We start from the raw sequence: 15,337 nt of genomic DNA, 5'->3' as shown, positions 1-15,337 counted from the left end.
CAAATCATATGTTGACTCCAAATCAAATACACAAACAATGTAAAATAGAAATGAAAACTTATAAATCAAAAAAGCTGAACAATGGAGTCATTGTTCAGCTTTAAATATTAAATTTAATCCTTTATTACTCTGTAGCGATTATTCAGGACTAGACATTTTAGAAAAGTGTTTTCAATAAAAAACACCACTAAGCTATTAAAAAACAACTTATTAGTGGTGTTTTCAGTGACCCTGAAGGGATTCAAACCCCCAACCGCTGGAGCCGAAATCCAGTGCTCTATTCAATTGAGCTACAGAGCCTTTTATAATAAGTAGTTAACTTAAGATAATTTTTCTTTAACAATATTAGAAATCGTTTTACCGTCTGCCTTACCTGCTAATTGACCGCTAACCATTCCCATAACTTTACCCATATCTTTCATACCGTTTGCTCCTGTTTGGCTAATAACGTCTTCTACCACTTTAGCAATAGCCTCTTCGCTCATTGCTTCTGGTAAAAATTGAGCTATAACTTCTGCTTCTGCTAATTCTGGCTCTGCTAAATCTTTACGATTCTGCGCTAAAAATATTGCAGCGCTATCCTTGCGTTGTTTTACTTGCTTCTGAAGGATCTTAAGCTCTTGCTCTTCTGTTAACTCTTCTTTAGACCCTGTTTCTGTCTGCGCTAATAGTATTGCAGATTTCACCGCTCTTAATGCTGTTAAAGCCGTCTGATCTTTAGATCTCATAGCGTCTTTAAGCGCTGTCATTATATTAGTTGATAAACTCATAATTGTATCATTTATTGACTGCGAAGATAAAAATAAATTATAAGTAAATACGCATTCGCATTCTATTACTCTTCTATTTTTCATGTGTTCTGATAAAAAATAATAAACCCGAAAGCTTTAACTTTCGGGTTATAGTAATAAAGTCATTACATTCTTGCTACTAATCACAAAAACTTTGATTAATCTACGTTATCGTGTAGAAAAGAGTTATTGCTTCTTAATTGAATATCGTCGTTATCGTCGACACCTAAACTTGTTCTTGACACATTAGACTCTGAGGAGTGTTGCGCATCTTTTAAATCTAAACCTTGTCGCTTGTAAGCGGGAGTTTTTTCTATTTCATCAATCTTGGACGTATTAAACTTATGATTAAAGTTCTTCATTTTAAGTCTTCTCTCGTCTGCTCTTTCTTTTAAGATATCAGAAATAGAACTATTCATTGGGTCTAAATCGTCCGCTACCTCCTCAGGAACAATTTCTTTAACGACCTTTTTCTTGAACTCGATTTCAGCATCAAAATCTTTCTCAACTTCTGGTTGTTTCTTCTTTGAGGCATTCATTGAAGAATCGGCCAGGTCATAATCATCTAGAGCGTAACGTTTTTCGCCAGCACTTGTTGAAGTGCTTACCGGAATAATTTCAACAGGATCTTTAACTTCAAAATCTTTTATTTCACTTTCTAAATCGTAAACTATTGGCGTAACGGGTTGTGTTCTACTTTCTGGCGTAGGCGCTGGGTTTGTTTTAGCTTCTGGCTGGCCATAGCTTGCCTGCGGTGCGTGCTGAGCTGTATCTTCAATAGATTCTTCTGTTAAAGGCATATCGAAGCTTAACGTAATTTGCTGTTTGTTATAAACAGGTTCTTCGTTTTCATCCTCCGTGTGTTCTTGCGATGGTGTGATAACGAAATCTTCTTCCGCTTCATTAACAGACGACACCTCTTTGCTAACCACATTTATATTCTTAATGACATCGGTGGTAGGAATAATTCCTAAATCGGCCATTGTTAAAGGTCTCTTTTGTACTTCCTTCTTTTCTTTTATTTGCTTCGACGCATTTCCTTTTTCAAATTGTGCTAAAGGATCTACGTTTTCGTCTAAGTCTAAAGTATGTTTTACCACTGGAGCAGGTTCTGGTTTCTTTCGTACTGCAGCAATAGGACTTGGAGTTGTAAGCTCTATAGGCTTAATTGCTTTTTTTGGCTCCTCTTCTAAAGAATGTACAACGCGCTTAGTTTCTGTATTAGAAATTTCGTCTTGTTGTTCTACATTAAATCCTGTAGCAATAATAGTTACAGCGATAGACTCATCTAAGCTATCGTCTTCACCAACACCCATAATAATATTCGCACCGTGACCCGCTTCGGCTTGAATATGGTCGTTAATTTCACCGATTTCATCGATAGTAATTTCCTGATTTCCTGAAACGATAAGCAACAATACATTTTTGGCTCCAGTAATTTTATTGTCGTTTAATAATGGCGAATCTAAAGCTTTACGGATAGCATCTTGAGCGCGATTTTGTCCGGAAGCAGTAGCAGATCCCATAATTGCTGTACCACTATTACTTAGTACTGTTTTAGCATCACGTAAATCAATATTTTGAGTATAGTGATGCGTTATTACTTCGGCGATACCTCTAGAGGCCGTCGCTAACACTTCGTCGGCTTTCGAGAAACCTGCTTTAAAACCAAGGTTTCCGTATACTTCACGAAGTTTATTATTATTAATAACAATTAAAGAATCGACTTGAGCTCTCAAGTTTTCGATTCCTTTTTGCGCTTGTTCGTTTCGCATTTTCCCTTCAAACTGGAAGGGCATTGTTACTATTCCTACGGTTAAAATATCTAAATCTTTAGCCATTTTAGCTATAACCGGCGCCGCACCAGTTCCGGTACCTCCGCCCATTCCTGCGGTTATAAAGACCATTTTAGTATTGGAACCAAACATGCGTTGAATTTCCTCCAAACTCTCTACTGCCGACTGTTCGCCCACTTCTGGGTTTGCTCCGGCACCTAAACCTTCGGTAAGATTTACGCCTAATTGTATTTTGTTGGGTACGCCACTATTTTGGAGTGCTTGTGCATCTGTATTACAAATTACAAAGTCTACTCCCTTAATACCTTGTAAGAACATGTGGTTAATAGCGTTACTACCGCCACCACCAACACCAATAACTTTTATAACATTTGATTGGTTTTTTGGCAAATCAAATGCGATGCTTTCGAATTCCTTGTTGCTCATAAATTCTATTTTACTGGATCAATTAATCTATTTATACACGCCATTTACGGCGTAATTGTATTATTATTATCTTTATTCTGCGTTGTCCAAAAAATCCTTCACTCTTTCTGTTAAGGCATCTAAAAACGAACGCTTTGGCTTTTTTGGCGGTTCTACTATTTCTTGTTCTGCCTCTTCTTTAGCCGCTTCTTCTTCTATTTTTTCTTCTATTTCTTCTTCAATTTTCGCTTCTACTTTTCTTCTTTCTTGACGTTTCAATCCATCCATTACTAATCCTACAGCAGTGGCAAATAAGGGACTTGTAATAGCCTCGTCGCTATCGCCGGCCAAATGCTCATTAGGATACCCAATACGCGTGTCCATACCTGTAATGTATTCTACTAACTGCTTTAAATGCTTAAGCTGACTGCCGCCACCTGTTAATACAATTCCAGCAATCAATTTCTTTTTTTGCTCTTCGTGTCCGTAGTTTTTAATTTCAACATAGACTTGTTCTACTATTTCAACCACGCGAGCGTGAATGATTTTAGACAAGTTTTTAAGTGTGATTTCTTTAGGCTCGCGACCTCTTAAACCAGGAATTGACACAATTTCGTTGTCTTTATTTTCGCCTGGCCACGCCGATCCAAATTTTATTTTCAGTAATTCAGCTTGCTTTTCAATAATCGAGCATCCCTCTTTTATATCTTCGGTAATTACCCCACCACCAAAAGGAATAACTGCGGTATGACGGATAATACCATCTTTAAATACCGCTAAATCTGTGGTACCGCCACCAATATCAAGTAACGCCACTCCCGCTTCTTTTTCTTCTTGGCTTAATACCGCATGCGCCGATGCTAAAGGCTCTAAGGTAATCCCTTCGAGCTCTAGCCCCGCACTCTTAATGCACCGACCAACATTTCTAATAGATGAGACTTGGCCAACAACCACGTGAAAAGTGGCTTCTAAACGTCCACCATACATACCGATAGGTTCTTTTATTTCTGATTGCCCATCGATTTTAAATTCTTGTGGTAATACGTGAATAATTTCTTCTCCCGGAAGCATAACCAATTTGTGTACTTGGTTAATTAAACGGTCGATATCTTCTTCATCAATTACCGTCTCAGAATCTGGTCTAGTGATATAATCGCTATGCTGAAGACTACGAATATGTTGTCCTGCAATGCCCACTGTAACACTTTCAATTTTAACAGAGGCTGCTGCTTCTGCTTCTTGAATAGCCAATTGTATAGATTGAATGGTCTGGGTAATATTATTAACCACACCTCGGTGCACTCCTAAGCTTTTGGATTTTCCAATACCTAAAATTTCAACTTTTCCATACTCATTCTTACGACCTATCATCGCCACAATTTTTGTGGTTCCTATGTCTAATCCAACTGCTATATTATGATCCATAACTTATACTTTGGTACATACAACTTGGTTATCAAATTGCAAATTTACTTTGCTATATTTATTTACCGCTTTATCTTGTAATATTTTTTTATAAAACGCTCTTAAATTATTTATTTTCTTATCGAGATGCTCTAAACTTCCTAACTGCACTATGAAATTAGACTGTCTTAACTTTAAATCGATAGTCCTATCTTCATTTTGATGTATCTCCACAACGTTGGTTCTCAAAAAGGCATCATTATATACTGTATGCGCTATTATGAAAACATTTCCCATATCATCTTTATTTATTTGGCCCGTAACTAAAGGCACTCGCTCTGTATAATTATTAGACAGTGGCATTAGTCCGCCTTGACTATCAATATAGAAAGCATCTTTTGTACTTATTCTTGCAATAGGCTTCTTTTGTTTTATTTTTGCTGAAAAATCGCCATTCACACTAACATAAACTTTAGCCGAAGCAATCATAGGATTAGACAGTAAACTAATCTCCAACCTATTCAAATCTAAAGCTTCTTTCGTAATATCTAAACCACCTAATTGATTTAGTATTAACAATTTACTAACATCGTTATGTGTGATAAATAAATTTTGTTCTCCCACAAATTCAATGTCCGGTTCAGAAATTTTTCTATCCTTATTCCGAGCTGAAGAAAACGCATACAAAAACACTATTAGCACTAATAGAAACACCAACTTTATGTTATTCCAATTAATTTTCACCGCTCAATGCTTTTTTTATATTTGACACTTCCGCTCCAATATCTCCTGCACCAATGGTTAATACCACACGCGCTTTACTTTTTTTAATTTTTTCAATCAAGTCCTCTTTACTAACCAATTGCTTGTTATTATTCTTTATCATATTCAATAACCACTGCGACGTAACACCTTCAATTGGCAACTCGCGAGCTGGATAAATATCTAATAATAGCACCTCATCAAACTGCGCTAAACTGTCTGCAAACGCGTTTCCGAAATCTCGTGTTCTCGAAAATAAATGCGGCTGAAAAACAGCGAGCACTTTATCGTTGGGATACATTTCTCGTACTGCTTGATGCACGGCGTTAATTTCGGCAGGGTGGTGTGCGTAATCGTCTATAAAAACACAATCCTTAGTTTGTATTTGATAGGTAAATCGGCGTTTAACACCTTTATAAGTCGCTAATGCGCCAGTCAAATCTTGCACTGAAACACCATACTCGGTAGCCATTGCCAAAGCAATGACAGCATTCGATAAATTATGTCGCCCCGGTAAAGTAAATGCTACGTTTTTAACCACCGTTGTCGGCGTCTTAAAGTCGAAAACATACCCTCCATTTTTAATAATAACATTTTGAGCTGAATAATCGGCGTCATCTTCAACACCGTATGTGATTCCGTTTAAGGGTAATCCGTTTTTTACAAACAGTTTCCCGTCGGGCTTTAATTTTCCAACGAACGCTTCAAAAGATTTTATTAATTCCGAAGCATCGCCATAAACATCCAAATGATCGGCATCCATAGAGGTTATACAAGCAATGTCTGGCGATAAGGTTAAAAACGACCGATCAAACTCATCAGCTTCTACAACACTAACTTCGTTACCATTTTCTATTAAATTAGAATTGTAATTCTCACTAATTCCGCCTAAAAAAGCAGTTAATTTCACATCGTTTTGGTACAAAATATGTCCCAAAATACTTGTGGTTGTTGTTTTACCGTGTGTACCTGCAACAGCTAGACAAAAACTGTTTTTAGTAATTAAACCCAACACTTCCGAACGCTTTAAAATATCATATCGGTTATGGTTAAAATAGGCCAATTGTCTATGGTCTTTAGGCACAGCAGGCGTATAAACGACAAGGGTTGTAGAAGTGTTATAAAACGCAAAATCTACGTTAGAAATAGAATCTTCATAATGCACTTCAATACCCGAGTCTATCAAAGACTTAGTGATGTCTGTTTCGGTTTTATCGTATCCCGCCACGTTTTTGCCACTACTTTTAAAATAGCGCGCCAAAGCACTCATACCAATACCACCGATACCTATAAAATAAACGTTATGTATTCTTTCTAAATTCATTGCTTTACCCTAAACAGGGGGCTTTAATTTTTTATTTCTTTTTCTGTTCTAATAATTTCTCCACTTCGTCTACAATTTCTTTTGTAGCGTTAACGAGTGCTAATTTTTTAATATTATCACTCAATTGCTGTTGTCTTTCTGGCGATGCTATTAACTGCGAAAACTTATTTTTAAAATCAACTTCTAAATCTTCTTGAGCAATTAACAGCGCCGCATTCTCTTTTACTATAGCCATCGCGTTTTTGGTTTGATGGTCTTCGGCAACATATGGCGACGGCACAAACACCACCGGCTTACCTACGATACACAACTCTGAAACCGAGCCCGCACCAGATCTCGAGATAATAAAATCTGCCGCCGCATAAGCATAATCCATACGATTTATGTACGCGTGCACTTGGACATTTTTTGTATGTCCGTTAATTTTATAACTCTCGTAATATAACTTTCCGCATTGCCATATTATTTGAAGGTTCTGCGTTTGTAAAAAATCTAATTCTTTTTTTAGCAATTCGTTTATTGCTTTAGCCCCTAAACTTCCACCTAGAACTAACAAGGTTTTTTTATCGCCAACTAAATCGAAATAGCGCATTGCCTCTTCTTTTTTCGTACCGATATTTAGCAAATCTTGTCGTACTGGATTACCCGTTTTTATTATTTTATCTTTCGGAAAAAAACGCTCTAATCCGTCGTAAGCCACACAGATCTTTTGCACTTTTTTGGCCAATAATTTATTGGTGATCCCTGGATATGAGTTCTGCTCTTGAATAATACTTGGGATGCCTTTAGACGCCGCAACTTGCAATAGCGGCCCACTAGCAAACCCACCGGTTCCAATAGCAATATCCGGCTTAAACTGATTAACTATTTTCCTAGCATTATATAAACTGTTAATAAGCTTAAACGGAAACATCATATTTTTTAACGATACTTTTCGCTCAATCCCTGTTATCCATAACCCCTTTATAGCGTACCCTGCGTTAGGCACTTTCTCCATCTCCATTCTATCTTTTGCACCTACAAATAAAAATTGCGCTTCAGGATAACGGAATTTTAATTCGTTGGCAATAGCAATTGCAGGGTAAATGTGCCCTCCAGTACCACCGCCAGATAATATAATTTTATATGTGTTTGTTTTACGATTCACTTTATTACGATAACGTATTGTTTATAGTTATATAGCTTCCGAAAGAATTTCTAACGGACTCTCTTCTTTATTTTCTTGCTCTAAAATCTCCTCTCTTTTGGCACTTACACTTAAAATAATTCCTATTGCTAAACAGGTCATCCAAATAGAAGTACCTCCACTACTTATTAGTGGCAGCGTTTGCCCTGTTACAGGGAATAACTCTACGGCAACCGCCATATTAATCATCGCTTGGAATACAATGGGCAAGCCCACGCCAAGCACTAACAATTTTCCAAAAATGGTGTCGGCTTTTTGAGCCACTATAACAATTCTAAATAATAACCACATATATAGAATTATGAGGGAGATACCCCCTATTAACCCGTATTCTTCAACAATTATTGCAAAAATAAAATCGGAAGATGACTGCGGTAAAAAGTTTTTTTGCATACTTTTCCCTGGCCCTAAACCTTTAATACCTCCTGATGCAATGGCTATTTTTGCTTTCTCAATCTGGTAATCGGCTTCTGTATCTTCTCCATTCGAGAAATTCTCCACACGACTCATCCACGTATCTACACGATTAGGCATCGCTTCGGGGAATGCTTTAGCCGCCAAAACAAACAGTACCAATCCTAAAACCCCAAAGGCCAACATCACTATTAGATAACGAATAGGATAACCGCCTAAAAACACCAACATTGCTACCATAACAAATAGAATAGCGGTCGTCGAAAAATTGGAAGGCAAAATTAAGGCTAATAGTAGAAATACCGGCAACCAAAGTGGTAAAATTGATTCTTTAAATGAAATTACTTTATCTTTCATTTTAGACATATATCGCGCAACATATACCATTAGTACCACTGAGGCTAATGTGGAAGTTTGAAACGACATATTTACAAACGGAATACGAATCCATCTGCTTGCATTAGCGCCTTCAATAGTTGTGCCTTGCATTATTGTAACCACCAGAAGCACAAAAGCTAAAGGCATCATAATCATAGAAAGTCCGCGAAAATAACGATAAGGAATTTTATGTATTCCGTACATTATAGAAAACCCTAGAAACAAATGCATAAAGTGTTTTACTAAAAAACCAAATGTATTGGTATTTCCTCCCACATATGCTAAATTACTAGAAGCACTATAGACCGGAAGAAATGAAAATATAGCCAATAGTGCCGCTATCGCCCATATTAATCGATCTCCCTTAAGGTTTGCAAAAACCTTTTTTAAGTTTATATTTTTAGCATTTTCTTTCACAGAATTCCTAATGTCTATATTATAAGTTTCTTACGGCATCTTTAAACTGACGCCCTCTGTCTTCGTAACTTTCGAATAAATCGAAGCTCGCACACGCTGGAGATAACAATACACTATCGCCAGACTCTGCTAATTTGTAAGCCATTTTTACAGCTTCACTCATAGATTGCGTTTCGGTAATAATATCTACCATACCTCCAAAGTTCTCCATTAACTTGGTATTATCGACCCCTAAGCAAATTATTGCTTTTACTTTTTCGTTTATAAATTGAAACAATTCTTTGTATTGGTTTCCTTTATCGGTTCCGCCAACAATCCAAACCGTGGGTGTTTCCATACTTTCTAAAGCATAATACGTAGCGTTAACGTTGGTGGCCTTAGAATCATTTATATATTGTACTTTATTTATTTTAAGTACAAATTCTAGACGGTGCTCTACGCCTTGAAAATTCTCTAAACTTTCGCGAATAGTTTGTTTTCTAATTTTTAATAAATGTGCTACAGTAGAAGCTGCCATTGCATTTTTTACGTTATGTTTTCCTTCTAATGTTAAGTTATTTGATGGCATAATTATTTTATCGTTATCTATTGTTATTACTATATTATCTTTATCCAAATACGCACCGTTTTCTTGTTTCTTAGTTAATGAAAAAGGCACTAATTGTGATTCTATTGTATTATTTTTTAACCAGTTTACGATCACCTCATCATCGGCATCGTAAATTAAATAGTCGTCTTTTGTTTGATTTAGCGCTATTCTAAACTTAGATTCTATGTACTTTTCAAACTGATACTCATAGCGATCTAAATGATCTGGTGTTATATTTGTTAAAACAGCTATTTCAGGTTTAAAACCTACAATGCCATCCAACTGAAAACTACTAATTTCTAACACGTAGTTCTCAAAATCGTGTTCTAAAATTTGCTTAGCAAAACTGTCTCCAATATTACCCGCTAAACCCACATTTAATTCCTGTTTTAAAATATGATGCGTTAAAGCGGCTGTTGTTGTTTTCCCATTACTTCCCGTAATTCCCACAATAGTTGCTTTTGTAAACTGAGCGGCAAATTCAATTTCTGAAATAACAGGCACATTTTGCATTTTAAGCACTTTTACCAGCGGAATACTATCGGGTATTCCGGGGCTTTTCATAACAACATCGGCGCTTAAAATTTTAGCTTCCGTGTGCGCTTCTTCTTCCCAATCGATACTATTATTTATAAGAACGTTTTTATACTTTTCTTTTATTTTTCCTTTATCTGAAACAAAAACTGTATAGCCTTTGGCTTTAGCTAGCAATGCTGTACCAACACCACTTTCTCCTGCTCCTAATATGGCTATGTTCAATTTTTTCTTCATTGTTTTCAGTGATAATATGGTACTTATCTTAATTTTAGTGTTACTATAGAGAGAATGGCGAGAAAAATTCCAACAATCCAAAAACGGGTTACAATTTTACTTTCATGATATCCTTTCTTCTGATAGTGATGATGTATCGGCGACATTAAAAATATGCGTCGGCCTTCACCATATTTTTTCTTTGTGTATTTAAACCAAGCTACCTGAAGTATTACAGATAGAGACTCGGCAAAAAAGATTCCGCATAACACCGGAATTAACAACTCTTTTCTCACGGCGATTGCAATGACAGCAATAACACCACCTATAGTTAAACTCCCTGTATCACCCATAAATACTTGGGCTGGATACGTGTTGTACCATAAAAACCCGATTAGCGCACCAATAAACGCGGCGATAAAAACTACGAGCTCACCAAGTCGTGGAATAAACATGACGTTTAAGTAATCTGAAAACACAATGTTACCCGAAATAAAAGCAAAGACTGCCAAGGCGAAGACTATAATAGCCGAGCTTCCTGCGGCGAGCCCATCGATTCCATCGGTTAAATTAGCTCCGTTTGAGACTGCTGTTACTATAAAAATAACAATAGGTATAAAAATTAACCACGCATATTTGGCATAATCATCACCAAAGAATCGCATAATTTCAGCATAATCGAACTCGTTATTTTTTACAAAGGGAATGGTTGTTTTTATAGACCCTGTTTCCTCTTTAAATTCACTTTTTATCGTGGTCGAAACGACTTCAGTCTGTACTTGTATTTCTGTTACGGGATTTTTTTCTTTAATGGTAACTCCAGGATGAAAATACATTACCGATCCCACAAAAATCCCCAATCCTACTTGACCAAGGACTTTAAACTTGCCACTAAGTCCCGCTTTGTCTTTTTTAAATACTTTTATATAATCGTCTGTAAACCCCACTAACCCCATCCAAACGGTGGTTATAATGAGCATTATTACATAAATATTATTTAATTTGGCAAATAACAACACAGGGATTAACGTGGCCATAATTATTATTAAACCTCCCATTGTTGGCGTTCCTGCTTTTTCTACTTGCCCGTCTAATCCTAAATCGCGAACCGACTCACCAACTTGCATTCTCTGTAAAATCCCTATGATTTTTTTTCCGAAAATTGTAGAAATCAACAAGGATACTATAATAGCTAAAGCCGCTCTAAACGTGATGTACTGAAACACGCCAAGCCCTGGGATATCATAATGTTTTTCTAAAAAATCGAATAGGTAATACAACATATTATTTCTGTAATTGCTTTAATATTTTTTCTACTGTCTTATAATCGTCAAAATCGAAACGCATACCATTAATATCTTGATACGTTTCGTGTCCTTTTCCTGCGATAAGGATAATATCTCCAGAATTAGCCAATTGGCAGGCGGTTTTAATAGCTTGTTCTCTATCGGTAATCGATAGGGTTTTCTTAAAATTCTGTGGCTCGACTCCGTTTTCTATGTCTTTAATAATAGCTTCCGGCACCTCACTTCTTGGGTTATCACTTGTAAACACCACTTTTGTGCTTAAGGCCGAAGCAATATGCCCCATTTTAGGTCTTTTGGTGGCATCGCGATCACCACCACAGCCAACAACCGTAATGAGTTCCTCGTTTTTTGTACGGATACTATTTATGGTTTCCAATACATTTTTTAAGGCATCAGGCGTGTGTGCATAATCTACAATAGCAGTTATTTTATTACCTGAAATGAAATACTGAAACCGTCCACTTACACTTTTCAACTCACTAATTAACCGCAGCACTTCTACTTTTTCAAGTCCTAGTAATTCTGCAGTAGCGAAAATCGCCAGTACATTATAAGCGTTAAAATCACCTACCAATCGTGTCCAAACCTCACTTCCATCAATTTTAAGAAGCAATCCGTTAAAGGAATTCTCTAAAATTTGCGCCGTGTAATCCGCGTAACTTTTAAGAGCATACGTGTATTTCTTAGCCGCTGTATTTTGAAGCATAACCGCTCCATTTTTATCATCGGTATTTACTAAAGCAAACGCTTGCTTCGGCAACTGATCGAAAAAACGTTTTTTAACATCGCGATACGCTGCAAACGTGTCGTGATAATCTAAATGATCGTGCGACAGGTTAGTAAAAACACCACCTTCAAACTGCAATCCTTCTGTTCTATTTTGATGAATACCGTGCGAACTCACTTCCATAAAGCAAAACGCAACCCCTTCATTATTCATTTCTTTTAAATACCTGTTAATCGATAAAGAATCAGGTGTTGTGTGTGTTGCTTTAAAATCTTTGTTATCCACTTTTACGACTACCGTAGACAACAATCCTACTTTATACCCCGCCTTTTTAAACAATTGGTATAATAAAGTCGCTATCGTGGTTTTTCCGTTAGTCCCCGTTACACCAACTAATTTTAAGTTTTGCGACGGATTGCCGTAAAAATTAGAAGCCATAATAGCCAAAGCCCTACTCGAACTCGCCACCTCAATATAGGTTACCGCCGTTTCAATTTGTTCTGGCAACACCTCGCAAACCACAACGATTGCTCCTTTTTCAATCGCACTTTTTATATATGTATGCCCGTTGGTCGTGCTTCCTTTTATAGCGACAAATACATCATTCTCAACAATCTTCTGAGAATTAAAATGGATGGCCTCTACAGAAACCTCCGTACTTCCCACAACCGATTGGATTGCAACCTTAAATAATATGTCTTTTAATAATTTCACTATACTTCTAAAACTATGATTTGATTTTTCTTTACTTTTTGTCCCTTCGGAATCGATTGCGTTTTTACAACACCTACGCCTTCCATTTTTACTTTTAGCCCTAAATTCTCACAAAGCGCCAGAGCATCCATAATTGGTAATCCAATAACATTTGGCATTATGGTTTTATAGGTATTTGCCACTTTATAATAATTCTGAAACTCATCGTCGACGGAAGCATTAACTACTTCCAGAGTTTCTATTTCGTCTATAATTGGTGTATCGGTAAAAATTTTTCTTGCAATTTTTTTAAAAACTGGCCCCGAAACATCGGCACCGTAATACCCTTTTTTAGTACTTGGTTTGTGTATTACCACAATGCATGAATACTTAGGATTGTCAGCAGGGAAATAACCAGCAAAAGACGATACGTATCTTGGATTTTCTTTCCAGTCTTTCATCCAGTACTCTGTTTGAGCGGTCCCCGTTTTTCCAGCCATCGAGAAATGTTTAGAATATAAATTTCTACCCGTTCCGTTTTTAACTGCCTTTTTAAGCATCGCTTGCATAGCACCTAAAGTAGCATCAGAGCAAATTTTTTCGCGACGCACTTCTTTTTCAAATACTTTTATTTCTTTATCTAATTCTTTTACCTCTTTAATAAAATGTGGTTTTACCATTTCACCATCATTTGCAATGGCATTGTAAAACGTTAGCATTTGCAGTGGTGTCAACCTTAAGTTATAACCGTAAGCCATAGACGGTAATGCGTTACGACTCCATTCTTTATCACCAGGTTCGTAAATTACTGGCGCGCCTTCACCATTTATAGCGACATCCAATTTTGTATTTAATCCCCAATCTTTAAGATGGTTAATAAATTGCATCGGGTTTTCTGCATAGGCATCGTCTAAAATCGATGCGATTGCTATGTTTGAAGACACCTCGAACGCACGCCCTACCGATATTTTACCATAACCTCCGTGACGCGAATCTCGCACACGTTTACCATAAAATGCTTTAACACCGTTTCCAGTATCTATAACGGTAGAAGTATCTACTACTTTATCTTCTAAAGCCGCCATATATGACGCCACCTTAAAAGTGGACCCCGGCTCATGAGACTCCCAAACCGCATAATTTCTTTTTTCGTAATACTTTCCCGATCGACTTTTAGCTAAATTAGAAATCGCTCTAATTTCTCCTGTTTTCACTTCCATCACCACCACACAACCGTGCTCCGCTTTGTATAATTCTAACTGTTCTAAAAGTGCGTGATGCGCAACATCTTGCACGTTAACATCGATGGTAGTATAAACATCGTACCCATCTTTTGGCTCGACTTGATTATAATCGACAATTGGTTTCCATCGTCCTTTTCCTATGTTTTGTTTTAATCTGTGCCCGTCTACTCCGCGTAAATATAATTCACCAAAAGCCCCGTCTATTCCTGCACGCGTAATATTACCGTCATCGTCCTTGCGCTCATAACCGATAGTCCGCATCGAGATTTCACCCATTGGATGTTCTCTTTTTGTATTTTGCTCAACGATTAATCCGCCTTTATAAGCGCCAAGATTTAACATCGGGAAGTTTCGCAATCTTATATAGTCTGCATATCCAATATCTCGCGCTAGTAAATAATATCTATTTTTATTCGCTCGGGCTTTTTTAATTTCTTTTTGGTAGTAGCTAGAATTTCGACCAGTGTAAGCAGACAACGAGTCGCTTAAGGGTTTTAAATATTTCTGAAAAGTTTTAGTTGAAGGCGTTATCGCATCAATACGAATGTCGTACTTAGGAATGGAAGTCGCTAATAAGTTTCCTTTTACCGAATACACATTACCTCTATTAGCAGGAATAATAACATCTTTAACCGTTCGTTCTTCTGCTAACGCTCGGTATTTATCACCGACAACAAACTGAATAGTAAGCAATTTAAAAACCACAGCAAGCCCAAAGATGAACATACATCCAGCTATAAAATACAATCGGTTTAATATGTTCTTTTCGTTTACTGCCACGACTGAACTTTAGATTTGTGGTTTTACTTTTATTTTTTGAGGCGGTACCTCGGAGGTTTTTAACCCTTTTTCTCGCATTTTAATCTCAATAGACGATTCTTTTTTCAATTCCATTAAGCGCCCTCTTCCATCTATAAATGCCGATCGCAACTCTTTAGCTTCATTTTTTAGTCGTGCTATTTTGTATACTTTTTTATCGGCACTGTGCGAACTGGCAATCATTACAATGGCTAACACCGAAATAAACAGAATCATTTTCCAGTTTTTAAAAGAGTCGTCGCTGACTAGGAACCGTCCTCTTAATACACTATGAATACTTTTTCTCATTACAGATAATTCGTCTTATTCAGTTTTTCTATTCACATCTATT

Annotated in this window: 12 protein-coding genes and 1 tRNA gene; all 13 read right to left on the bottom strand. The window is 36.9% G+C overall.

All coding sequences use genetic code 11. The features are described 5' to 3' along the window. Window positions 1-226: 226 nt before the first annotated feature. A tRNA-Arg gene (locus tag ES677_RS09255) sits at window positions 227-300 on the bottom strand. A 20-nt stretch (window positions 301-320) separates the two neighbouring features. Further along, a complete protein-coding gene (locus ES677_RS09250) occupies window positions 321-770 on the bottom strand; it encodes a GatB/YqeY domain-containing protein (protein ID WP_148381086.1) in 450 nt (149 codons plus the stop codon). Between the two features lie 179 nt (window positions 771-949). Continuing rightward, window positions 950-3,013: a cell division protein FtsZ gene (ftsZ, locus tag ES677_RS09245; protein ID WP_148381085.1), complete on the bottom strand. Its 2,064-nt coding sequence runs from the start codon at window positions 3,011-3,013 to the stop codon at window positions 950-952. Window positions 3,014-3,085: 72 nt separating this feature from the next. Beyond that, on the bottom strand, window positions 3,086-4,417 hold the full coding sequence (gene ftsA, locus ES677_RS09240; protein ID WP_148368430.1) for a cell division protein FtsA: 1,332 nt from the start codon (window positions 4,415-4,417) through the stop codon (window positions 3,086-3,088). 3 nt (window positions 4,418-4,420) lie between these two features. Then, the gene (locus tag ES677_RS09235; RefSeq protein ID WP_148368431.1) at window positions 4,421-5,140 is read right to left on the bottom strand and encodes a cell division protein FtsQ/DivIB; all 720 of its coding nucleotides are present in this window, start codon (window positions 5,138-5,140) and stop codon (window positions 4,421-4,423) included. After that, window positions 5,130-6,482 (bottom strand): UDP-N-acetylmuramate--L-alanine ligase, encoded by a 1,353-nt coding sequence (gene murC, locus ES677_RS09230; RefSeq protein ID WP_148381084.1) that lies wholly within the window; start codon window positions 6,480-6,482, stop codon window positions 5,130-5,132. Before murC ends, ES677_RS09235 begins: the two co-directional genes overlap by 11 nt. 31 nt (window positions 6,483-6,513) lie before the next feature. Beyond that, window positions 6,514-7,629, bottom strand: a complete 1,116-nt coding sequence (gene murG, locus ES677_RS09225; RefSeq protein ID WP_148368433.1) for an undecaprenyldiphospho-muramoylpentapeptide beta-N-acetylglucosaminyltransferase — start codon at window positions 7,627-7,629, stop codon at window positions 6,514-6,516. A 27-nt stretch (window positions 7,630-7,656) separates the two neighbouring features. Next, a complete protein-coding gene (locus ES677_RS09220; RefSeq protein WP_246124423.1) occupies window positions 7,657-8,877 on the bottom strand; it encodes an FtsW/RodA/SpoVE family cell cycle protein in 1,221 nt (406 codons plus the stop codon). A 19-nt stretch (window positions 8,878-8,896) separates the two neighbouring features. Beyond that, window positions 8,897-10,237 carry a UDP-N-acetylmuramoyl-L-alanine--D-glutamate ligase gene (murD, locus tag ES677_RS09215; RefSeq protein ID WP_148381083.1) on the bottom strand — a complete coding sequence of 447 codons (1,341 nt, stop codon included), beginning with the start codon at window positions 10,235-10,237 and terminating at the stop codon, window positions 8,897-8,899. Window positions 10,238-10,260: 23 nt separating this feature from the next. Beyond that, a complete protein-coding gene (gene mraY / locus ES677_RS09210) occupies window positions 10,261-11,499 on the bottom strand; it encodes a phospho-N-acetylmuramoyl-pentapeptide-transferase (RefSeq protein WP_148368435.1) in 1,239 nt (412 codons plus the stop codon). A gap of 1 nt (window position 11,500) precedes the next feature. Further along, complete coding sequence (locus ES677_RS09205) at window positions 11,501-12,964, bottom strand: UDP-N-acetylmuramoyl-L-alanyl-D-glutamate--2,6-diaminopimelate ligase (protein ID WP_148381082.1); 1,464 nt, start codon at window positions 12,962-12,964, stop codon at window positions 11,501-11,503. Further along, on the bottom strand, window positions 12,964-14,913 hold the full coding sequence (locus ES677_RS09200) for a penicillin-binding protein (RefSeq protein WP_148381091.1): 1,950 nt from the start codon (window positions 14,911-14,913) through the stop codon (window positions 12,964-12,966). The genes ES677_RS09205 and ES677_RS09200 overlap by 1 nt, the downstream gene beginning before the upstream one ends. A 63-nt stretch (window positions 14,914-14,976) precedes the next feature. Then, the gene (locus tag ES677_RS09195; RefSeq protein ID WP_148368437.1) at window positions 14,977-15,294 is read right to left on the bottom strand and encodes an FtsL-like putative cell division protein; all 318 of its coding nucleotides are present in this window, start codon (window positions 15,292-15,294) and stop codon (window positions 14,977-14,979) included. Window positions 15,295-15,337: the final 43 nt, after the last annotated feature.

It is taken from the genome of Bizionia gelidisalsuginis (assembly GCF_008086185.1).
Classification (GTDB): Bacteria; Bacteroidota; Bacteroidia; order Flavobacteriales; family Flavobacteriaceae; genus Bizionia; species Bizionia saleffrena.
This window is presented reverse-complemented; position numbering and strand designations above follow the sequence as displayed.

Excerpts from the sequence above, each read along its gene's own strand:
- ES677_RS09250 (WP_148381086.1), bottom strand. The coding sequence starts at position 770 with ATGAGTTTATCAACTAATATAATGACAGCGCTTAAAGACGCTATGAGA.
- ftsZ (WP_148381085.1), bottom strand. The coding sequence starts at position 3,013 with ATGAGCAACAAGGAATTCGAAAGCATCGCATTTGATTTGCCAAAAAAC.
- ftsA (WP_148368430.1), bottom strand. The coding sequence starts at position 4,417 with ATGGATCATAATATAGCAGTTGGATTAGACATAGGAACCACAAAAATT.
- murC (WP_148381084.1), bottom strand. The coding sequence starts at position 6,482 with ATGAATTTAGAAAGAATACATAACGTTTATTTTATAGGTATCGGTGGT.
- murD (WP_148381083.1), bottom strand. The coding sequence starts at position 10,237 with ATGAAGAAAAAATTGAACATAGCCATATTAGGAGCAGGAGAAAGTGGT.
- mraY (WP_148368435.1), bottom strand. The coding sequence starts at position 11,499 with ATGTTGTATTACCTATTCGATTTTTTAGAAAAACATTATGATATCCCA.
- ES677_RS09200 (WP_148381091.1), bottom strand. The coding sequence starts at position 14,913 with ATGTTCATCTTTGGGCTTGCTGTGGTTTTTAAATTGCTTACTATTCAG.
- ES677_RS09195 (WP_148368437.1), bottom strand. The coding sequence starts at position 15,294 with ATGAGAAAAAGTATTCATAGTGTATTAAGAGGACGGTTCCTAGTCAGC.